Raw genomic sequence first — 22,791 nt, 5'->3', positions numbered from 1 at the left:
TTTTACGGTGGGGTCTTATCACTTTCCTTTTTCGGCTGGTAACTTACCTTCTTTACTAAAGATAAAAAATACAACTTGGATTGAGGCTATGACTAAAAGCCCAATTACAAATCCACTGAAGGTAAATCTACTCCATTCTATTATTGAAAAAATTACCAGAAGTGCAGCATAAAATAACCTCTCAATCACTGACTTGATGACGAAGACAGAAATTAGCGCGACTGCCAACAATGCCAAAGCTAATACTTTGAGCGCTTGTAATTTTTCTTTCCTTTCTTCTATTTTAACTTTAATCATCTCTTCTTTTTTCGAATACATCTCCTCTATATAACTCTTAATCTCCTTCTTTGAAGAAAAGTTTTGGGATTCAAGGGACATACCTATTTCTTCATCTGTCACTCTTAACTCATTAGGAGGTCTTTCGAGATTTTGGAGAGCAACGAAACCAAATAGCAACACAACTGACACAATAAAAAGCTTCATCATTATCAACCTATCAAGCAGGGATTGTTGGCTTGGGTTGGGCCAAATGCAAAAAGCAAGATCTGACCCCATTGGTGCAAATGTCTGTAAGTTAAACAAAACTATAAGGGGTTGCTGAGATAAAACCAAATGGATTGAGTTCAGGCGTATATGCAATAAAGAACGGGTAAGATCTTGTCGTGGTGGCAGATGCGAGATACCTCTTAAGGTAGATGCCTTGTTAGTTTGTCTAATGCATTCTGCATTCCATAGCGCTCTGGGCCCAGTTATAATTACGCTTTATTACCCTAACTCCTTATCTCGAACTTCCATGAAAAAGCTCTCCAAAGTCCAGCTAAAACAACAAGCACTGGTGCTCAACGTTGCCGATGCACTCGAACAACAAGCGCGCGCAGAAATACCCGGCATGTTGCAATGCTGGTTTGATGTCCAATACCACTTGTTCCCCGGCTCCCTGCTCCTATGTTTTCAATTCGAAAATGACCAAGCACTAAAGGCCGCCGAACCTCACCTACTCAAATGGCAAAAACGCTTAAGCGCCGCCATGCTGAAAAAAGGCGTGATCCTAAAAGATATGCGTAAGCACTTAACCTTTACCCTGAAAGGGCCAGAGGATTGAGATAGAAGATAAAAGAGGCCAGGTGAATTTAATGGACTGCCCAAGGCAAGACCTGCCCCCTTTATTTCCTTCTAGAGTGGGTGTCTGTGTTATTTTTTCCTCTCATGTAAATTCCCTTTAATTTATCTCTAGTTGTTTATTTACCATACACTGTGATTCGAGAGTCTTGAGGAGGTTTGTAAAAGCTAATGTTTTTATAGCCTTCGCTCTCTAGCAACTTAACAAGAGGCTCCAGTTCCTGGAGTTGGTCTGTGCCTGTGGTCGCATCATAAAAACACCCAGAAATTTCAGATTCAAAAGAGCGCGCTCCTTCAACCGAGTCATCGAACACCACATAGTGTTCATCAAAATATTCTGGCTCCCAGATTTGTTGTTTGGCGTATGTCTTCTTTTTCCAGTTCTCCAAACAAGCGACTTGATCTTTTGTCGCAATAAACACTTTCTGGTCTTTAGGTTCGAACGTTCCCTTGAGCAACACTGCAACCAATACGAGGTTGAGTACAACTGAGGCTATAAGCTTCTTGTCCATCGTTTATCACTCTATTTATAAATGAATATATCGCCGTTTGTTTTCTTTGGTATCCGCAACTACCGATGCGACATGTTCATCGGCTCTGTCGCCACGTAGGTTAGAATCGATTAAGTGTTCCCAAGGCAAGAGAATGAGGGATTTTATGAGTGAAATATACGCCAAAATAAAACAAACAGCCCCACCAAAACCTAATGCGACAGTCAGAAAAAACTCGATGTAGACATTATCTACAATATCCATTGATGCAAACTGCATAAAAATCACCCCGACAACACCAAGAGTGAAGTAGGCTATAAACAAGAAGGACAAAAAAGCATTACGTTTCAGTGAGCTATCGAACTTCCCACGCCATTTAAAAGAATCTTTCTCGTAATCGATATCTATAAATTCGATTTTCTTTCCATACTCTTGAAGGTGGCGGAATGCACCCGGCGTCCAAATGAACCATTCAATTTCTTTATTGGTAAGATCAGCGCGTGTGAATAAGCGCAAGATAACTAAGATTTCTGCCAAGTTAGTGCTCGCGTCTCTACCGCAGAGCTTTTGTAACTGCTGGTATAACTCAACTCTTTTGTAGCTTTGCGAACTATGACCCAAGTAGACACGACTAATAACACCTACGATTGAAGCGATACCTACTAAGATAACGACGACTTTGCCGATAAAGACTACTGATGCTTCCATTCTTAATGATTAATTCCATGTGCAAATGCATATCCCTAAACTACCCCAACTGCTGGACAATACAAAATGCAAGACCTAACCCCGGTCGTATACCCTTAAGAAAATATCATGAACTCAAGTATAAGATTACTCTGAATGACGCGCTGAGAATGAACCAAAAAAAAGCTGCCGTAACCAATGCTTGTACCATCTTTATATCAGTGACTACATCATTAGTAAGAATGCTATTTTTGTGTTGATAAACCAATAGCTTCTTCGCAATACTTCTTTCAAAGCAATCTTTGCACTGTTGTTCTGATGTCAGAGCTTCCCAATCTAGAACATGTGTAACAGATACTGCTAAGGCTTTATGAGACCACCTGAGTGCCCGAGCTAAAAGCACCATAGCCATGACTAAAAAAGATAGGCTAAAGCAATACATAACTCCTTGGCTTATCGAAGATATTTCATCAAATTTGTCAATAAATAGTGGTGTAATAGATAGTAATACAGCTACAAATGCAGCTGAAGACGCTTGATACACCCCAGCTTTACTATCCACCAATGCACGCCGCTGTTGCTCTTGATCATATAAACGTCTTACCTCATCCAATATGATGGTTGGCGAGTTAGGACTTTTATCTATAGATTCGCGAATCTGATTAGCCTTCTCTTGAAAATTAACGCCAGGGCTGGTATCAGTTTGCAATGTGGGCCAGAACCAATCAGGATTTATCATTGAACTTACTTATTTTAATTAATTCATCGACGATCGAAGAGGATATGGGTAATCCCGTTTGATTTTCGATCCATGCCCATTGACCGTTAGGGTTAATTTCTAGGAACCAAAATTTGCCGTGATTGTCGCAAATCAAATCTATTGCACCAAACCTTAAGTTCATGATTTGAACTAACCTAACGCACAAGTTCTCGATATCCTCGGGAATTTTAATATGTTGGTGAACTAACCCCAAGTCGCCCCCTTTTCTCCAATCTACTTGGGTTACCTCTGAGCCCTGCGACCAAATAGCAACTGGAAATACTTTTCGACCAACAACGGTAACTCTGACATCGTATTTCTTTTTAATTTCTTGCTGAAAAATAGAAGGAGAAAAAGAAATAGCTTTCTTCTGTCCCGTATTTACCTTTGGTACTCTGCTAGTAAAAACAACACGCTCGGAATCACCTTCGATCAAAGCTTGGCGCAATGGTTTTATAATAAGGTTTTCGTTAGTCGTTTTAGAAATAACATCATCTACGTCGTTACTTATTATACCCAAAGGTATACTAAAACCGATTCTCTTCGCTATTACCAACTGCATTGGCTTATCTTCAGCTAGTGCAATATTTACGGGTGAGCTAAACCACTTCCCCTCTAATCTTCCGTAAATACTCTTTAAAAAAGCCAACCACTCTAACTGAAGAAAATTAATATATTCTTGTTTTAATGAACCAGACTCAATTTCTGGTGCTAATGGCCTCCGAAGGTATGCCGAAGTTACGTCTTCTCCCCGTAGTCCACCAACTTTCCAATCCGCCATAGACTCGTAACCAATAGTACATTCACTGCTCGGTAATGTTTCTGTATTTAAGCGGTAATAGCTGACGCCCCTATTCTTAAGCTCCCTAACAATATAATCAGTTGTCAAATCTTGTTGGTTTGTTACTAAAAGTATCATATGGATGCGAATATATCTGAGGAGTCATCCGACTCGTGGCTTACATCAGTCTTAGTAACTAAACTTTTTAATGCAAATAAGTCTAAACTTTGATCATCACTTTCAGAATTAACCTTAGTCTTTGTCAAAAGATCCAAGTCATAAGACTGATCATCACTCTCAACCTGAGCATGCGTTTTAGTCATTAATTGAGATACTTCATTTGTAAATACGTCTATCAGAGGCTGCCCTGATTTTTTATCCACCCACATGTCTTGCTGATTACAATAATTGCCAAAAACTGAACTATCAGGACTGGAGGTTCTTTCACATGAGAAATTTAAAATAAAAGGCATTTCACTAACTTGGTGCATAAGTTACATCCCTGTAGAGTGTGTAATCTAATATCAAGTTTATATATATCTTACCTTCGCACATAAAAACAAGGTGTTGTAACGACATCTCAGCATTATTTAAATAAAGAAACGCTATTTAAAAACGATTTCAAAATTTTTTGGATAGTACTACTTTTAAATAAAATCAAATTCCCAAAGTGGGTTCAAGTCTTGCATTTTGCATTCTTTCAGCAGCTCAGAGACACAGTCAAGCATGAGACTTTCAGCACCCTACCCCCCGTTTAAATTCGCGCTGGAGAAATCAGCTTTTGTTGTGGAGCGTGCTGGTGTCAGCGAGGCACGACGCCGAGCTAGATTTACCAGCACAGGGATGTGCTGTTAAATCGTGTCAGCAACTAAGCGGAGCGTTTAACAAAAGATATGAGTTCGGAAGCATTAGCGAATTACGGGTGTCCTAGGAGATCCAAGAGGGCGACGAGTGACCGAAGCATCGCTTCGCAGCGCTCGGAGGTGGAGGCATGGCTGAAAGCGGAAACAAGAGAGTGAATAGTTTCACTCTCGCCGCTTGAAGGTGACGAGCTCTGTGAGGAACGGGGACGCCGACAGGAACACGGCTTCATGATCACAACTATCGAAGTTGGAAACTAGGCTAAATTTTAAATCAAAAGCTTAGCTTGATAGCACATGCAAATGAAGTTGGAAACTTTAATCAAAATTGGATGTTGAAACGCAGTTCGACGAGGCATTGATGTTGGAAACTGCAAACTTTCATCAAATACAATCCACTTCTGAAAAAGTCATTCCATAAGTTGAAGAGTTCAAATCAGCTTTATAAAACTTAACCTTGTGGTCATTAATTACTTTTCGCACAAGCTTTATATCTTCATCACTCACTTTACAACCAAAATACACAGCTTTTAGAGGAGCTGGCCATGTATAAAGCCTATCACCAACATCAACTATGTGTCTCCACTCTTCCTCATATTCCCAATGCTTTGATTTCGCATTGAGAATTCTCTTCTTAGCGGATAGCTTCTCCTCTTTACCTAAGAGAGAGCTAGGGCTTAGTCTTGGATGATTATCTGTGTAAAATACAGGCTGAGTTTCTTTGTCATCAGCCAATTGGCAACCATTTATTCTTTCAAACTCTAAGCACATACCATTATGTTCATCAGCATAATGAGACCACATCAATAGGTTTTTATTACTCGTTGCTAAAGATAAAATACCCAATTCTTCTATTTCTTCCCTAAATTTATCTAAGAGCGGTTGGAGTGAAACTTTCTTACTCACATTTGCGTCAGACATATCACTTTCGAACTTATCTTCAATTTTTTTAGTGTCTGTCTCATATACATAAGAATGCATCCTGCCATCCACATAAAATCTGGTGTCAAATGGATCATTGAACCTAGCAGGTTTGGAGTACCAAAGCATACCTTGAGCTAAAGCGTTCAACTGATTTTTCCCGATAGGGTAATACTTATAAAGGTATTTGACTTCTGAGCTTTTCATACGTTTCAAACTCTATAACCCATTAATTTTCAACATATAATCTAGCTATTTTCTCAAGTAAAGAACTTTTACTTACTTCATTTATACGAAGAATATCCTCTGTGAATGAACTAAAGAATATGTGTGTAATGGGTTGTTTCAATGCACTTAACAACTTCCCACCAGCGTTGAAGGTAAGTAAATTGTATACTCTATTTTGCTTGGCAATATCTTGATTAGGTCTTTGAATTGGAGCAACAAAATAGAAAAGATCAGGCCCTACGTCCTGCAAGTACACATGGTGGTACTGCTTTCTCTCTTTAGGTAACAGGTAGTATGGTAAAACAGACACATCGACACCACTTTGTCTATTAACAACAAGTTCATCACTGTCAGATATAGAAATAGTATCAACTGCACTATTACCGATTATTTGAGGCACCCTAATTGTGCTGTAAGAAGTAAGCAATACAGCCCTATCTTTATCATAAAGATAGAAGCTATCATCATGTATCTGTCTATCACCAAAATAAGGACATTCGAGTGCCAATCTTTTTTCGGATTTAATTAGCTGATTACCTTCAATAACTAACCTCTTACTACTTATATTTACGTCCACAACTGAAGCAAAGAAGTTATTTTTCTTCGCTTTTAACTTTCTAATGTATACCAGCTGTAAATTGGCATCTGGTAAATCTATTTCATCAAACGCGCGGTGGATGAAAACATTTCTTTTTAGCCAAATTTCAGAATTTATTCGATTGAGTTTGTGTGGTGAAATAGCGTAGCTGACTTCCGAACCTCTAGGTTTTACTTCTTTATCTGTTTCAGCAAAGTTTAGCCCCTGTATTACTTTGACAGATTGAGACTCGAATCGAGCAATTTTTAGCTGCGTGTAATAATCAAGGTCTTCTCTCTGGTGTATAGGCGTATTCCTGTATGCGTCCCAAAAGCCCGTAAATACCTTTCCTTCAACACCTTTTCTTTGGATACTTGAGCTTCCATCACTTGCGTTTAGAACGATATAGTTATGCTCTTCCTTTAGCGATTCAAAAGGGATAGGAGCCTGAACTATTGATACATTGCTTGATTCAAATTCTGAGTACAACTGGGATAACGCTTTATCCTTTTTTGCAACATCAAAATCATCACCAAGATTATCGATAATAACGATGTCAGAAGTGCATACTTTATCTGCTGAAATAAAGTTATCAGTTACATGTGTTGCGCTGAAATGCCTAACAGAAAACTCTATGTCTAACCGATTTAGTATCCCCTGAAGAATATCTGAGAGTAGGTTTTGTGCGTAGTTTATTGAAGCAGCAAAGGCATCTCCAAATGACATAAACTTACGTTTAGAATATTTTGTAGCGCTAACTTCTCTACTAGCAATGTATTTCGAATCTTTAGTTTTAAATAATGCCTTAGTATCATCTAGATCCACAGTGATTGCTTCTAACCTATTTACCCTAAATACCTTCTTTACCAAGTTAAAGCAAAGCTCTTGGGATGGTGAAAAGTATAGCTCTGGCTTTAACGCCTCTAGATATGTAGTCCCATCTTTTTTCTCTCGTCCAGACCTATGAACACTTAAGTAGAGCTCTGAATTGAAGTAAGTAGGAGAGAACTCATACTTTTCCTTCGCCTGCTCAAGAAACTCTGTTTTTAAGTGTAACCCTAACAGTCCCGAAACTAACCTGTCCTTCTTTTGCTTGTTTAGTAAACTAATTTCATCAATTAGTAACTCATGATTTGGTTTTTCATGAGTCAAATAGAAGAAATAAACTTCTATAGCCCCTTCATTGAAAAACTTTACCCATTCATAGTGCGGATTGATTTCATTTGAGAGCTGTAACTCTTTTCTGATTGATGCTTTGATTTCCCTATGAATTTTCTGTTCAAACTCGACAAAGCCTTCGCCTTCTTTGACAAATAATTTGGATTTGCACCCGATATAAAGGTCTTCATGTAACGAGTGAAAAAGCGCTTTAACTATGTCGTCTGTCTGTCCCTTAATATCCAAAATATTTGTTGTTGCTATTGGCATATTTTGAGCGGGATTTGTACAATCAAAACTCATTAAAACTTTCCTTGTAGTAAATTTGATAAAACAGAGTTTAAAGCAACTCTCTGATTTAACTGGCTTCCTTCATAGTAGGATGTGAGTTCACCATCACTGTTTCTTCGTTGCTTTGGTTTATAGCTAGACTCTTCTTTAAAAAGGTTTAGGTAAAACAGCTTTTTCAAATGACTAACTTCTTGCTCATGATTCAACGCATTGTTTTCTAAGCGGCCATTCAAATATATGAAATTAAGCTCAGAATACTTACTTCCCACATAATCAGATACTGTCTTTATTTTTGTTAAAGCCTTATGGTGAGTTCCCTTTGACAAAACAGCTTTATCAAGCGTCGATGACCAATTTTTTACGTCAATACAGAGTAACCGGTCATCAATCTCCACATAAAAATCGAAAAGCTCGTACGAACGAATTCCAATTTTTTCTACTACTTCTTCAGTGGTTAAAGCTTTAATCTCAAACTTATCCAATAGCATTTTGAAGAGGTACTCTCCGACATTGCCTTTAAGCATGCGAATAAACTTAGGATGAGGCACATTAGTTTTAAATGCTTCTGATGATAACCGAGCACTTTCTCGTACTAGCGTTGTAACATAATTATCAGTTTTGTAATCCATTTTACTGGTGTAATCCAACGAAACCATTTTGTCTGGACGATACAAACGGTCACCATGGGTGATATCAGTCAAGATCTCTGGTGCATTATCCCTATAACAAAGCTTAAGACTCTCATTGATGTGTTCAAAGTTTATGTAGAGTTTTTCGATTGAAGCAGCTACCAATTTATCGTTTTTAGCAATTTCAGTTAACCTTAACTCTTTCAAATACTTTTCTGGATCGTTTACTGATTCAATACCCCGTAATAGGTCATTAAAACGCAGTGCGTTCTTATCCCCCTTACGAGCATCTTCGATTATCTGAGGGACTACTTCATCAAAAAATTCATCAAGTAACTCTCCTGATGATTGAACACCTTGCTCAAAAGCTTCTCTTTCAGCATCAGTGTTGAAGCCAACCTTGGCGCTTCTGCTTTCACACTCTGCTTTAAACCGTTGGTTTAGCAAAGACATGCTCTCAAAGAAAATTTCATTTCTAGGATCTTTCGATAGTCGAGAAAACTGAACCGCTGCCGAATCCGCAATATCAGATGGCAAAAATATCTCAGAAGTCATATTTGCATCTTTTCTTTCGACGCGACCTATTGCTTGCATAATTACTTTGAGTAATTCCAGTTCATGCTCATAATTTAAGAATCGATAGTCCTTTCCATGCACTAAATTTATTTCAAATTCGCTTAATGCCTTTTCTTCAGAAGTATCCGAAATCCGCTTCATAATCGATAGGCAATTTGCCAGCGAATAAAGGGTTTTGTCACCTGTCGCACTGTCTTTAATCACCTGACTCCAAAAAGGCGAGTTGATTAGTACAAGCCTCTCAAAATCAACTTCAAAGTTAACGCTTAAGTGGTCAACATATTCAACAAAGTAATTTAGACCCGTACCCGCGCCTCTATAAGTCGACATAAACGCGAGTTTTAAGTTGTTTGAATTAACTTTAACGAAGCTTCGAACATCAACTTCCTTATTGAGCTCAGCATTAAACAACACCGTTTGAACAACAGGCCTATTGGAAAAAGGTGTGAACTGAAAAATACGCCCTTTCTTATCTAAGTCTCTGAAGCCATTCGGTTTAGCCGTTTTACCAGTCTTAATGGCCATAACATACTTTCTTAGCGCGTTAAGAAAGTTACCGGATAGTGATAATGAAAGTGTGTGCTTTCCGTCAAAGGCAGAAAGTAACCACGCAGCTAACTGACGCTTAAACTCCAATCTCTTGTACTTGTCATCTTGTTTATAGGTGTAGTCAGATAACTTTTTGTACCAAGCATCAAAAGTACTTTTGAACTCATCAATCAGCTCTTCACCACAAATGAATTCACTTAGCTCATCAAACACTTCAAATTTTACTTTTCTCAACTCGGCTCTTGTCTCGCGCAGGTTTACTAATGTTTCTTTAGAGTCCAAATTTCGGGTAATTAGCTCAATCCCCAAGTTTCTTGTTCCATCATTACAATACTTTCTCAAGAAAGGTTGGTTGTATTGTCCGACAATATTTTTATTTATACCGCTTGTCGCACTAAGTGCAATTACAGAGTTTGTCGTGTTGTGCAGCATACGAAGTAACGAAACTTCTGGCTGCTCTTTGATTAGGCTTAGAGAAAAGTTTACATAGGTAAGTTTCTCCAGGGAGGGATCTCTAAACTCTAAAAGTTTCTGAGGGATTAAAGAAAAAACAGTTTTTGGATGAAAATAGGTATAAAAGTGATCTATCTTAATTTCACTCCTTTCGTCTGGACGATCAAACATACTCTCTACTTCAGATGCGACCGTTCTAGCTTTTTTCATAAATTTATAAAGCGGATAATTTTGACTACTATCACCACCTTGCTTTAAAGATTTCACAAATTCTGAAGATGACTTAAATTCGCTCGCTGCGGCAGCTAAAACCGCCATTGTAACTTGATAAACATCATGTAGTGATAGTGTTCTGTCTTCCAAATCAGTAGTGTAGTAAAGCTGACATGTACCTGTACCATGAGCAAGCCTGACTCTAATTCGCTTCAAACCGTCTTCATTAAAGTACCTTTTTGGAGTGAAACAAAATGCATTCCTAGTTAAATTTATGATTTGCTCAGCATCTCCGTGCCGTATTTGGACAAAATCAATATTTCCGGAAAAGGTTGCCAACACAGTTTTTAAATTAAGGTCATTTGATAATTCACAATGCTCGCTAAGGTTCCTTCTGATCTTCTCGACAAAAGCAAGCTTGTCTTCATAAAATGGCGTAAACTGAATATCCGCTTCAATAGTTTCAGTTACTTGCATATATATCCGATATACACCTGCAAACACATGTGCAAGTTGGATTTCAGGTGTAATCAATGTGGTCGTAGCAGAGTCTGAAAAGAGTTTATGAGCTTCATGAACCTCATCAATTATGACTGTAAAACTAATACCATTCTCTCTAAAGTAGTTAGATGCGTCGGCTTCGAAAAAGTCATTCTTTAAGAATTCGATTCTTTGTTCATGCTTATCCGATAAGTGCATACCAGTTCTTATATTAGAGTCTGTTAAGTGTTTTTTTCCACCAACAATGCAGTCAAACGGCATCGATTTAAAAGAAAATAACCCTTGAGGATTTTTTTGTGGCAGTCGAATATTCAGGTCAAACTTATTCGTGGTAGCGAGCATTATGCATGGTTTTACCATAGCTATAGCGAAAGGAATACAATGTTTTACTATCTCAGCTCTAAGGACATCGAGGTCAGTTTTAGACTCAAATAAAGTGATAAGATCCGCCGCTTTAGCGTTATAATTTAAGCAGGATAGCGATAAATCGAACAGGGTTTTTTCCATATTTCGACGTTGCTCGGTCAACTGTGCTTTCAAATCACTTATTATCTCTGCATTGTCAGCTTCATACGTCTTCACTTCTGTATTAATCCGGTTCTGCAATGAATCTACCGTTCTCAATGACTGAGCAAGCCTTGTCAGATCCTTTTCAAGCCATTTATATTTTTTACGTTTTCTAACCCATGAATTGTAAAGATCATGGTTTTTTCGCTTCTCACCATTTTGGGATGCGACCCAACTCTCAAACTCTAAGTCTGTTAAGTCGAGCATAGCTAGAAATGCAACAAACTCGATACCTGCGTTTTGTGCCTTTTGAACTAACCCTTTATCAAAATCAAACTGAGACTTTTGAGGACTTACAAACACAAGGTTTGTGAATGGGCCAGAGCTTGTTGGATTGGGCCCATACTCAATATATTCAGAGATAACACCATATGACTTACCAAAGCCTGTACCATCATTGGATTGCACCAAACAAGGTTTGCGATGATTAGTCATTTGGTACAGCTTTGAAGCCTCTGAACGATATTTGTTGATCGAATTCTTTAGCTCTTCGTTTGGTTTTAAGTAATCAACAGTCTCAATAACAGACTCACCCTCTTCTAAGTAGGCTCTATCTGAAAATTCATAACCTTTTCCATCCGTATAACTGAGCAATCCAGCTTTAAACAACTCACAAATTATATTTAGCTCGCTGATTGCAAATTTTTCACCTAAAAGCTCAAAACTCTTTTCCAAAGGAGTTCTATTTTTAAGCAGCTTTGTAAGCTCTAGCTCAAGTTCATCCAAAGTTTTTGTGGGCAACTTGTCAAATAAAGGCTGTATAGAGAAATCTTCAAAAGTCGTCTTACTATCTCTTCTGTAAAAAATACCTGTTTTATAGCTAGTCCTTTTATCAATGGTGAAAAAACCCATCTTTGCCAGCATAAACAATACAGCCTTTGGCTCATCACCAAACCTCTGAGCAAGTTCAACTATAACCGGGTTCTCTTCGGTGATTTCCTCTAAAGAGAGCAACTGAGGGTCGTAAGACCTTGCGATTTCATACAATCGCTCTTTACTATCATTTGTCCACTTCATAAGTCCTCCCACTGAAAACTCTTTAGCTGTCTGTTATCACAAAGCATTATTTTGCTGCGCTATCATGCCTTAAAGCACTCTGTATACATACTAACCAGAATCATTTGATTTGCAAGAGTGTATTTATACAGTTTATAATGATGCTAGGAATCAAATTGAGGATCTCATTGTGAATAAACTTGAACTCGTGGACTTTTTGTTAATGTTTACAGGGAAAGTAAATCGAAATGAGTTGATGGAAATTGCAGACATTTCTATTGCTACAGCAACCAGAACACTGACGCAATACAGAGAAACGTATGCAGATAACATCGAATATAACATTGGAAAGAAGCGATACGATGCCACTAGGCAATTCAGCCCAGCTTTTACTCATAATTGCATAAGCGCACTTAAAGCAATGGCCTATGGCCAACGCTTAGAGCCCACAAAACTGCTAACTACAATAGGACCAGACTCAATCGCTTCTATTGATGTGAGTCTAAATACAGATTTGGTATCCAAAATATGTAGGGCTATATACGCTGGGCACGCCTTGAAAGCTGCCTACGTATCGTCAACAGAAAATTACAAAAACCGAGAGCGACTTATTCTCCCAACTGCCATCTTTGAAAGCAGAAATAATTGGTATGTAAGAGCATGTGACTTAAGCGATAACACTACTTATAAAAACTTTAAGTTAATACGATTTAATGATGCAAAAACAGCTGAATTCAATAAAGAAGTACCTGATGACATTGAATGGCGAAGTAAGGTCACTTTAACCATTGGACCCCACATCAAACATCCAAACCCAGAAGCGTTAAAACTCGATCTCGGTTTGCTCGACAAACCAGTTGTCAATCTCATTGTGTCTGAAGCCTTAGCTGGGTTTGTTTTAGCTGAGCTTGGGGTAGACTCATCAGCCAATTCAATTTTAAACCCATTTCACTTTCAATACTGCTTATTGAACAGGTATGAATTAGAAAACTTAAATTCCCTAATACTGGCCCCAGGGTTTAACGAAAAATAAACAAGCACATGATTTACTGATAGTTAATGTATTAATCGACACAGAACTTGAAGGTTCGAGCACTACTAGAAATCGTCGGGTGATCTTCACTCAAATGACTGGACACACAATAATGCTTTTTTCCACTGTAGTGTCGTGTTTATGTCATTAATAATGGAAAAAAGCACTATTGAGAAATCGTAGGTTCCAACTCATTGAAGATGACCATATCAGCGGGAGATTTTTTATAAACTTCTTTTCGACGAGTAATTTCGGCTACTAGTTACTAATTTTTAAGACTAGCTTTCAGTTGGACTCGGCTTAAAAGTTGCCGCAAGCTCTTCATTGCTAACATTAAAAAGACGTAGTGCCGCACGAGTAGAAGATGGCGATTCAATACGAGCAAACAACTCTTCAAATTGCATTGCATCTCTGCGCTTTTCAAGTTGTTCTATCAAAGCAGGCTCACCATACTGATAAACATCCGGAATATTGAGGTTGATGACTTTGTCTAAGAAGCGCTGACCAGTATATTGCTCGATACGGCGCACATGTTCGTCTTCCATAACAAACACAACATCAGACCATTCGAGCAGCTCTTCACTGCATAATGTTGTACTGTTTCGCTTGCACTCTTTCTCGCTCAAACCCGCTGAGCGATAGACGCGTAGTGGGTCTTTCACAGCAAAGTGGTCTTCAGCTGTCTTGCTGCGATTTAAATTCGATGTACATAAAAATAAGATATTCATTTTATGAATTCCTCTATCAGACTCTAGGCTCGCTTAGCCGCTTTTTGGAATAAACGCTGTGTCTCATCAAATAATGATGCGACATCTTGTTCTTTGAGCCAAAACGGAAGCATTAAATGTACAGTCGGAATTTGTGTTTCAGGGCATATCTCAACATGAAGCACCTCCACTTCGCCGCCTTCAACCATGCCGGACAGTGTCCGAAGTAATCGATTCATTATGAACACGAACTTATCGTCCACCAGCAAAGGGGTGTAAATGAGTACATTCGGTGAGTGTTCACGAAGGTGCTGTTCAAGTGCAGTCGCATACATATGAGCCCCTTAGAGCGATAAAAAACCTTCTATATAGAATGAGACAAAAAGTGGGAAAAATCTCGGAAGTGTCACTTAAATCTCGGAAGTGTCACTTAAATCTCGGAAGTGTCACTAAAATTTCGCAAAAAAATTGTTTAATGGTCTCGACGAACAAAAAACAAAATGATTAAACGCTCAAAAAACGACGCTATCGCAACCTAATTAGTTCAAGTCTGTAAAATCCCCCCTTAACAGAGTTGAATAGCAGTAAAATCAGAGGAGAAAACCCATTAAACATAACCACGCATTATGAGCTATCCCCCCTTTTTGATAGGTTAAGAGAAAATTAGCCGCGAACAGTCCATTTTCGATAGTTTTCTGTATTTCCAATTTCACTCTTAAAAACCGAAGAAGCGAATACTCTACAAACAGAAAGCACATGCAACAGGTCTCATATAACACATTGATTTATAAACCAATTACCAAAATTCACAGTTTTCCTGTCAAGCACTTTTTCTACCATTTTGGTTACAAAACAAGCAAACGAACAACCTAAATCAATGACTTAGCAAATTCATGCTTGCAATTTTTTTTGAAATCATTAGTCTCTTATTTGGAGACAATAAAACATGTTTTTGGTGAGAGATAGGCATTAAAAACCTATTAATTAGCTGTTTGAGTTGCTTGTATCTTACTTAACTGGCTTTCTTCGCAACGCAGTTGCGGAATAACAAGATTAATTGATAACAATAAATAACTGTCTACCAATTTTAAAAAATTACTCTTTTGAAGTCCCGCGAGCCAAAATCTGCTGAGCCAACCCAAAAGCCAACGGAACCTTTTCACGATAGCGCCTTAGCCAACTGTGACCACCCACAGCTCTATCGATTGCAGACAACGAAGTAAACTTACCTTGCAGCGCTTCAAGCTGATCACACAACACCAAGTCTCGTACAGCCCAATTTATGCCTTGAGGCTTACCTGGTGACTTCGCTTCAGGAAGCTGAGCGTATAACCATGCTTTGTCGTGTTTATAGAGCCACATATATGCATTACACTGATGTTTAATCACATTGCGTGATGCATCAGGAAACCGCCTCATAAAGTTTATCAGCGATGTTCGATTGCTTAGTTTCCGCTGCTGCATCAGTAGATGATGACGCCATGCGGATAAACCTGCATGCGACTGAATAACTTGCTCTACGGCTCCAATTGACAATCCTAACTGCTGCGCAATGTCCTGCCGATGCTGCCCTACAAAGGCTTTACGCCATATGCACCGTTCCATCTGTGGAGTGATGCGTTTGCGACGTCTTTCAATCGTAATTTGATGTCGAAGGGCCACTCCTTTCACATAACCTACGCTGCATTTTAGCTGTGCGGCACACTGGCGAAGTGAACAGTGTTGCTTGAGCAGTTGAAGCACCTTGCGCTCTTCGGGCACTGTATGCGTTTTCTGATGCGGTATGACGACCGACTTACTTTTCTGTCCAGCAAAGAATTGCTCAGGTGAGTCAGTCAGGTACGCCATTAGTAATACATGACGAATATAATGAGTTGGTGCATCTTGATGCACTAACCGGGGTACAAAATGAAATGTAGACAGCTCTGGAGGCAGCACTTTGCCTTGAACATCAAAAAGAGTGAGCCAAGTACGCTGTAATTCTTTTTTTAGCTGTTTCCAGCGTATTCGCCCACCAGCAGTGATAAAACCTTTCGCATCTAACCACGCAATGTACCGCTCGGACATACTTCCTAGTGGGGTAAATTGGCTTAATAACGCATGTAATTCGACGATGTAGCGACTTAACTTGAGCGCATTGGACTCGACTTCAAGATTGAGCGTATTGTCTACAAAGGGCAATTCGTAAGCATGGTTTAGCGCCCCTTCACCGGCTTCAACGGTAGACAGTACTCTCGCATGCACAGGACAAACAGAAACCCCATGAAGTTGATGCATGGTGTGCCAATACGCCAGCCCATACCGCGCTTTATCTTCTTCCATACAAGCACAGCAGCACTTCAACACATAGCCAAAGCTCAACTTGCTAGCAGCCATTCTGGCTTGCTCGTAGACTGTTGATGCATTGTTTTGCACTTCACTGTTTGCCAATGCGAGTCGCTTTTCTTTATCGCTCAATCCAAAAGCGACGAGAGGATGGGCTGATGCTTCAAGGCGAAGGTGCTCAACAGTGCTGTCTGCCAATAGCGCCAGTGATGATAAATGCCCCGGTAACAGGGCATTGATACGGACAGATTCGCGTCCGAATAAAGTTTGGTTCGTCACTTTCCACGAACCGTAGGGAGACAGTAAATGGGCTCTCGCTGCCAAGCTATACCCACATTCACCGGGTAAAAGCCTGAGCTTATCCATGCGTTGCCAGCTCAGGGTACGTTACTGCAATAAAGTCTTCTAAAAGCAAATACACCAAAGGATGTGGATGAGCGGCTACTGAACTTATTTGCGTTAAGTGCGGACTTAGCATCATTGGGTGACATAAAACCCCTCTGTGCAGTTTAAGATTACGAAACCAAGCGCTGAGCTCGTACTCACTAAAGTATGACAAGAAGCGTTTTTGCCATACCCCCAATAATCGCCGCTCCGCCACACTGTTTCGCTCAAGTGTCGATACCTCAGCCAACTCCCGAACACGCTTAACTAACACTAACCGCCTATCACGCATAATAGGACTATGAGCTAGCCGTAGACTCGCCGCTTCAATTCGCTTCATCGTATCTGTCATCGCGATAGGTGCAGCTTCAAGCCAGGCTCCGCAATCAGGACAAGTATTTCCCTTTGGAGGAAATGCTTGTTCATTCAATCGATGTTGTCGCCAACCACATGCCTGACAACTATCAATTAATGCTTCATCATGCTTGTGACAATAAAATACGCCAGCCAACTGATGGTTTCGATGAAAGTACGCCAAACCATAATGAGCTTCGTTTTCACCCACACACATCGGGCACCAACGCCAGCGTGCAACATGCGTTGACTCTCCTCCTCTTACAACTTGGTTAGGCTCCTTTGCTTTTTCCCACACTAAATCTTGTGGTAAAAATGCTCGAAAATAATTCACCAAACTATGTTCAGCATGAAATTCACTATCTTCAAGCTTACCCATGGCATTAAGTGCTTCGTTTTCTAATGCGCCGAAAGCCTGATGAGGTGACACACTGCGCACAGCAAGTCGCATTAGCGGCTCGTCAGGAACTAAACACGTAATGCGTTCAAGATAATGCCAGCGAGCCGGGGCAGATTGACAATCTTCCCCAGGCAATATTGTTCGCCAATGAGTCATCAGTCTTCCCCTAACATCGATAAAAAGTTATCAGGGGACATCTTGTCACTTTCTTGGCTCGCATCCACTTCATACGCCGTTCGAGGTGGCTTGTGAGGTATCACCTGCACTTTACCTCTTAGCAGCTTTGCGTTATCTCGCTCATATTCCTGCATCATCTGCTTCGCTTTGCTCTCGACAGCTTTAAGCTTTTCGACATCATGATGGGCATTCTTAGGATTAACCATCTCAAGTAAACGCATGGGTTTTAAGTCTTCATATGCTTTGTAATCAGAACGAACACGCATGCTGTGTAATGCCGCAATGGGACCGGACAAAGGCGAAAACTGTTTGAGGAATACATGCTCTAACGCGGATGCAGTCAGAGTTTGTTTGGAAGCTTCAAAATAGCTTAAAAAGCGCAATGTTGCTTGAACTACCGATACGGCAATAGCAGGAATGCCCGCAGTTAAATCATGCAGTTTATAGCGAAGCGCTCCATCACTGTCTCTGGCGGCTGAGAATCGAACAGAATTGAATAATGCATGACAAAGGTTTTTCCAGAATCCTGATTCGACATCACAGCTAGCCAAATTAAGTGAACCGGCACGAAGTGTACGCCGTGTAATAGTCATCTCTTTAGCAAAAAGCTCTAGCGCACTGAAGGTGCCGACAAAAATTGTCGATACACCTAAAGTATTCACCAATTCTTCCACAAACTTCATCGACGTTTTTTCATTGGTGCCGATCTTGAAATCACTTGAGCTAGGCGCAAAGTTTTGTGCTTCATCTATGATTAAAGCGCCGATATGATGCTTAACAACCGCTTTACGCACCGTTTGGATCAGTTCATATACGCTACTATTACGCTGCTTATACGCATATTGCTCACCCGTTGCTTCATCAATCGCGTCTAATATGGCTGTTAAAAACGCTTTCTGACCGACTCGATCATGATGTTCAACGTATACATACGTTATCTGCGTCAATGGACACGGTTTCATTGTGCCATCCGACATAGAATAGGCCGTGTGTTCAATCTTTTGCTCAATCTGCTCCAGCGCTTGCTTGACCATGCTGGACTTACCGCGCCCGCTCAAACCGGATATCAAGAAGGTATAGCTGTTCTCAAGCAAGTTTAAACGCCTGATATTTAATGACTTAAGCGGTGCATCTTTATCGGCTTCAATGGCCGCTAAAATACCTTGCCAGTCATCATTGAGAGGGTTGCGCCCGAGGTAAGACACTTCAATACCGAGCCGAATCGCCTCATAAATCTCAACCATCTCATCTTGCACAACGTGCAAACTAAACAAGTTAAGAATACTAGAGCGAGTGTAATAGCCATGAAGTTCCTCTGGGACACCGGTCAAATCTAATCCATCAACAAATGATACTCCGCACTGTGTATGAATCTGCTGTTTAGCGAGAGGAAAGCCTAACCCTTCGACAAGCGGGTTGCCACGGTGCATCGGATTGGGATGACGAATATAGTTAGCTTTAGCCATGAGTCACCTCCACAGCGTTCGGATTACCAAACATGTCTGATGAAGAACTGACTAAATCATTTTGCGCAATATCTTTAACGGCACCTTGCATGCCTTTTTCAATATCTTGTCGATACTGATGATGCTGTCTATCAGCCTCGATTTTCCGATTATCTTTGATATCAGACACAATACCTTTAGCCTGCGATTTTTGATGCTGATTAGTACGCGTTTTAGCCATTCTCTCTAAGGTGCGTAAGTCAGATCTTAAAATCACTGAACTAATCCGAGATTGTTCCTCTGCGACAGCAAGCTGAGACTTTAAGATCACCATCCGATGATGTATTTGTTCCCAGACCATGTTTTTATAAGCTTCACTGCGCTCTGTAAGCTCAAGTTGATATACTGTCTTAGTTTCTTCGTCTTTGTACCAGATATGATTCGTCGAGCTCTCTGAGTAACGAATTGAGATAGACTGACGACCAAAATTTTTAGAATGCTCTAAAAGCGGCAAACGCTCAAAATCAGTAGACGAATAATACAACCCCTTGAAATACACGCCTTGGCTTCGCACACTGACTTTTGCCTCCGGCAACAAACCGAACAACAATTGCTCCCGGGGCAACTTTGCAGGTGCAATGACGCAGTTGCTTAAGCTGTAATTCCAAGCATCGCGAGGGGCAAATGCCACACCGTCGCGCTCCATTTCGAAGGTACGATTATTAATACGTGTAGAATGATTATTAGCGTGAAGAACACACTTAATGATTGCGCGAGTTAACTCATCGCTAGTCAAAACATTGTTGCGGCTAGGATGTTGTTCATCAAATTTATTAATCTTGATGACTTTACCGTGCTCAAGCGGAGAAAATGCTTTCTTTTGAATAATATCGAAACTTTTCTCTACAGTGCCTTTACACACTCCCATGTGATACGCATTTAAATTGACCACTTCTATGCCAATTTTACCTTTGAGCAAGGCCTCCATATTCTTATCACTGTTTTCTGTACCACGGTCTGCCGTTAACTCACGCGGAGGATGGCAACACGGCCAATCCTCGGAGCTGATTTTGACTCCGAACTGTTTGCAAAATTCGACTTTATCAGAACATGCATTGAGTAAAGCGTGACAGGCCCCTGTCCAGTCAGGGCCATGAAAAGCGATGTGCATGCCAACGATCATACTGGTCACAACATCGACCACTAAATACAGAACCGGTCTACCAATTGACATTAACTCATTCGAAAACTCATAGCGCACATAGACATCTAATATTGTGCTATCAATTTCATAGCGACTTGTTGCACCGCGCAATCCGTGCTTCGCACTTCCCGTTCTCGCTTTGTGATCTCGTGTATAGTTTTTCTCACCGACACGCTTTCTTAACCACGTCAATTTAGACACAATTTTATTAATTTGACGTTTGAACGCCCTTGACGAAATCACGTGATTATTGCCAAGGGGAACACGCAATTCTTCTATCATCTCATCAATCGTTGCCCCTTTTGGTCGAATTGATACGCTGCCGTAACGATAGATATAGTCTTCATATAAGTCTTCAAGTACGACTTCCTTGCGATTGCGTAAGTGCGAACGTGCAAACTGTTCAATATCCTCAACGTCTTTTTGCGTGACATGACGATAAGCAGTTCCGTTAACCGTTTTTGGACCGGGTTTGGATGAAAGATCGTGCAGCCCATCCTCATTCAATATTGGAGAGTCAGGGAGAGAAAAGTTTTGACCGCAATAGTAATAATTCGGGAGTAAGGCATTTTTTATCCCACCATCCCGAAAATAGCGATTTAACATGCTAGTGACATATTTCTTACTGCGCTGAGAAAGCTCAATCAGCTCTTGCAATAATCCCTTAGGATCACCAAATAGATAACGATGCAACTTTTCAGGATCCTTCACAAGAGGCTTAATTGTCGACCAGGCGGCATCTCGCATCTCCAGAGGGTCTTTCACTTCATCATTAGCTGCATTTTTCTTGAGTAATTTGAGCTTTTTAGCTAAAAGCTTTTGTTTGAAATAGCTGTCATCTTCGAACAAAATATCGGGTATATTCGGAGGTAACAACACCCACTCTTCACGTTTTACTTTCTGCTCAAAATATTTAATATTTATTGTAAATGGTCGACGAGGTCTGTTACAACTCAAGTCAGAGACAGCAATTTCGTCTTTTTCTTCCGCTACGATGCGGTATTTCACTTCGGGGTGCTTCGGATTAACGGAAGCAATAATCTGATTAACAAACATAGTCCACCTCCTTCGCTACCGCTGGTAACGGGCGGTTTAGATTAATCTCAGTCGTCCAGTCAAAATGCAGCACACGCTCATAAGCGAGCATCTGAAAAATGCTTTGGATCTGATGTAATGGCAGATTGATATCACTTGCAGTGCGTTCAAGATTATTGCGCACTGTAGCTGTGGGATAGTTTTCGAAATTAAGCGTTAAGTGACAAAGCACAGCGGATTTCAAGTCATCACTAATATCAATATCATAAGGAGAGTCATAACATTCGCGAAAATAACGCAGATTGCTTGTTACTGATTTATCAAATGACTTCTCGGTCAACTGTGTCCACGAAATATTATTTTGTAAGCAGTAGATTCGCTCTATTTCCGCTTTAGCGTTTGTCCGCGCTACAGCTTGCGGACTGGTAATGTTTTTATCTAACGCATCAGAGTATTTGAAATTATAAGCATGTCGGCTTTTGTCGGAGTGAATCACTAAATAATCCAGCGTCATCGTTTTCGCTGGACGATGACCATTGAAATTTACCGCTTCTTGATACGAAGATGGGTGCACGATATTAAGCTCTGTAGCCACTTGCATTGTATCTGCTATGGGAAGCGGGAATTGTTCTAAGATATTTTTCACTCGTTTGTTTGCTTCAAAGTGAAAAAATGCCTGAAGTTCTCCACGGCTCAGAAAGTGATGAGCGCGTTTGGTTTTGTGACTGTATATGATCTGCCCTTGCCCGATCGTGTGAGACTGCCTGACAGTAATCCAAGGGCGATATCCCTCTTTTTTGACTTTTGCATAATATCGAGCAATGCGACTTCGCTCTTTATCTGTGATGATAGGTTGAGTAACTTTTTTCATCTAGATTTCCTCTTTGAATAGTAAAAAAAGAGGAAGATAGTCGAACGTTCAAATTACATCAACACACATAATATACTGATAATTAAAGGATTTTATTAGTAGGCACTAATAATTTAAAGTGGTCAATTTTTGAGCTTTTGTAAAATCAAAGACTTGAAAAACAATTATTAGCAGCCGCTTATAATTAAATATATTATGTATATAACCAAAAAGAATAATATATTATGAAAGAGTATATTAACGCTGCAATTTAATAAGAAAAGTACCGTGTAAGAACCAAGCCCCATCGCAAATTTAACTTTTTACCGCAATTCCATTGTAGACAAATTACTGAACTAGCCTGAGTAGAAGTTGCCGCATACTCAACCTTTGCTGGGTTTCATTTTGTGGTAGATATTTCATTACAATGATAGGTTGGTCATGTATTTAATGACCGCACAAGGCTATTTAGGATTATATTTGTTTTGAAGGGAGTAGAGCTCTTGAAAAGCTTAAATTA

At 39.9% G+C, this 22,791-nt stretch carries 18 protein-coding genes; 2 read left to right on the top strand and 16 right to left on the bottom strand.

Features of this window, described 5'->3' with window-relative positions; all coding sequences use genetic code 11:
• Positions 1 to 18: 18 nt before the first annotated feature.
• Positions 19 to 486 carry a hypothetical protein gene (locus C2M17_RS11465; protein ID WP_158684015.1) on the bottom strand — a complete coding sequence of 156 codons (468 nt, stop codon included), beginning with the start codon at positions 484 to 486 and terminating at the stop codon, positions 19 to 21.
• 307 nt (positions 487 to 793) lie between these two features.
• Between C2M17_RS11465 and C2M17_RS11460 the strand changes: the two genes are divergently transcribed.
• Positions 794 to 1,102, top strand: a complete 309-nt coding sequence (locus tag C2M17_RS11460; RefSeq protein WP_105200903.1) for a hypothetical protein — start codon at positions 794 to 796, stop codon at positions 1,100 to 1,102.
• 136 nt (positions 1,103 to 1,238) lie between these two features.
• On the opposite strand, the gene C2M17_RS11455 is transcribed toward C2M17_RS11460, so the two are convergent.
• The 8 genes from C2M17_RS11455 to C2M17_RS11420 all read right to left on the bottom strand — a co-directional run bounded on the left by C2M17_RS11455 (position 1,239) and on the right by C2M17_RS11420 (position 12,378).
• The gene (locus C2M17_RS11455) at positions 1,239 to 1,631 is read right to left on the bottom strand and encodes a hypothetical protein (protein WP_105200902.1); all 393 of its coding nucleotides are present in this window, start codon (positions 1,629 to 1,631) and stop codon (positions 1,239 to 1,241) included.
• A 15-nt stretch (positions 1,632 to 1,646) separates the two neighbouring features.
• On the bottom strand, positions 1,647 to 2,318 hold the full coding sequence (locus C2M17_RS11450; protein ID WP_105200901.1) for a hypothetical protein: 672 nt from the start codon (positions 2,316 to 2,318) through the stop codon (positions 1,647 to 1,649).
• A 106-nt stretch (positions 2,319 to 2,424) separates the two neighbouring features.
• Positions 2,425 to 3,036 (bottom strand): hypothetical protein, encoded by a 612-nt coding sequence (locus C2M17_RS11445; protein ID WP_105200900.1) that lies wholly within the window; start codon positions 3,034 to 3,036, stop codon positions 2,425 to 2,427.
• Entirely contained in the window at positions 3,023 to 3,976 is a 954-nt protein-coding gene (locus C2M17_RS11440; RefSeq protein WP_105200899.1) for a hypothetical protein, read from the bottom strand. Before C2M17_RS11440 ends, C2M17_RS11445 begins: the two co-directional genes overlap by 14 nt.
• Positions 3,973 to 4,329 (bottom strand): hypothetical protein, encoded by a 357-nt coding sequence (locus C2M17_RS11435; RefSeq protein WP_105200898.1) that lies wholly within the window; start codon positions 4,327 to 4,329, stop codon positions 3,973 to 3,975. Before C2M17_RS11435 ends, C2M17_RS11440 begins: the two co-directional genes overlap by 4 nt.
• Positions 4,330 to 5,082: 753 nt before the next feature.
• A complete protein-coding gene (locus tag C2M17_RS11430) occupies positions 5,083 to 5,826 on the bottom strand; it encodes a DUF2971 domain-containing protein (protein ID WP_105200897.1) in 744 nt (247 codons plus the stop codon).
• A gap of 22 nt (positions 5,827 to 5,848) precedes the next feature.
• On the bottom strand, positions 5,849 to 7,885 hold the full coding sequence (locus C2M17_RS11425) for a hypothetical protein (protein WP_105200896.1): 2,037 nt from the start codon (positions 7,883 to 7,885) through the stop codon (positions 5,849 to 5,851).
• Positions 7,885 to 12,378, bottom strand: a complete 4,494-nt coding sequence (locus C2M17_RS11420) for a hypothetical protein (protein WP_158684014.1) — start codon at positions 12,376 to 12,378, stop codon at positions 7,885 to 7,887. Before C2M17_RS11420 ends, C2M17_RS11425 begins: the two co-directional genes overlap by 1 nt.
• A gap of 169 nt (positions 12,379 to 12,547) precedes the next feature.
• Between C2M17_RS11420 and C2M17_RS11415 the strand changes: the two genes are divergently transcribed.
• Entirely contained in the window at positions 12,548 to 13,390 is an 843-nt protein-coding gene (locus C2M17_RS11415; protein ID WP_055732691.1) for a WYL domain-containing protein, read from the top strand.
• Positions 13,391 to 13,668: 278 nt separating this feature from the next.
• On the opposite strand, the gene C2M17_RS11410 is transcribed toward C2M17_RS11415, so the two are convergent.
• From C2M17_RS11410 to C2M17_RS11380, 7 genes are all read right to left on the bottom strand, one after another.
• On the bottom strand, positions 13,669 to 14,118 hold the full coding sequence (locus tag C2M17_RS11410; protein ID WP_105200893.1) for a phosphotyrosine protein phosphatase: 450 nt from the start codon (positions 14,116 to 14,118) through the stop codon (positions 13,669 to 13,671).
• Between the two features lie 23 nt (positions 14,119 to 14,141).
• Complete coding sequence (locus C2M17_RS11405) at positions 14,142 to 14,432, bottom strand: hypothetical protein (RefSeq protein ID WP_105200892.1); 291 nt, start codon at positions 14,430 to 14,432, stop codon at positions 14,142 to 14,144.
• A gap of 760 nt (positions 14,433 to 15,192) precedes the next feature.
• Positions 15,193 to 16,788, bottom strand: coding sequence for a TnsD family Tn7-like transposition protein (locus C2M17_RS11400; protein WP_105200891.1), 1,596 nt, complete (start codon positions 16,786 to 16,788; stop codon positions 15,193 to 15,195).
• On the bottom strand, positions 16,781 to 17,716 hold the full coding sequence (locus C2M17_RS11395; protein ID WP_105200890.1) for a TniQ family protein: 936 nt from the start codon (positions 17,714 to 17,716) through the stop codon (positions 16,781 to 16,783). Before C2M17_RS11395 ends, C2M17_RS11400 begins: the two co-directional genes overlap by 8 nt.
• Complete coding sequence (locus C2M17_RS11390) at positions 17,716 to 19,203, bottom strand: ATP-binding protein (protein WP_105200889.1); 1,488 nt, start codon at positions 19,201 to 19,203, stop codon at positions 17,716 to 17,718. Before C2M17_RS11390 ends, C2M17_RS11395 begins: the two co-directional genes overlap by 1 nt.
• Positions 19,196 to 21,442, bottom strand: coding sequence for a transposase (locus C2M17_RS11385; protein ID WP_105200888.1), 2,247 nt, complete (start codon positions 21,440 to 21,442; stop codon positions 19,196 to 19,198). The genes C2M17_RS11390 and C2M17_RS11385 overlap by 8 nt, the downstream gene beginning before the upstream one ends.
• Positions 21,432 to 22,292, bottom strand: coding sequence for a TnsA endonuclease N-terminal domain-containing protein (locus tag C2M17_RS11380; protein ID WP_105200887.1), 861 nt, complete (start codon positions 22,290 to 22,292; stop codon positions 21,432 to 21,434). Before C2M17_RS11380 ends, C2M17_RS11385 begins: the two co-directional genes overlap by 11 nt.
• Positions 22,293 to 22,791 lie beyond the last annotated feature (499 nt).

It is taken from the genome of Pseudoalteromonas sp. T1lg10, from assembly GCF_002964545.1.
In the GTDB taxonomy this organism is placed as follows: Bacteria; Pseudomonadota; Gammaproteobacteria; order Enterobacterales; family Alteromonadaceae; genus Pseudoalteromonas.
Note: the sequence above shows the minus strand (reverse complement) of the source record. Positions and strands in the feature narration are given on the sequence as shown.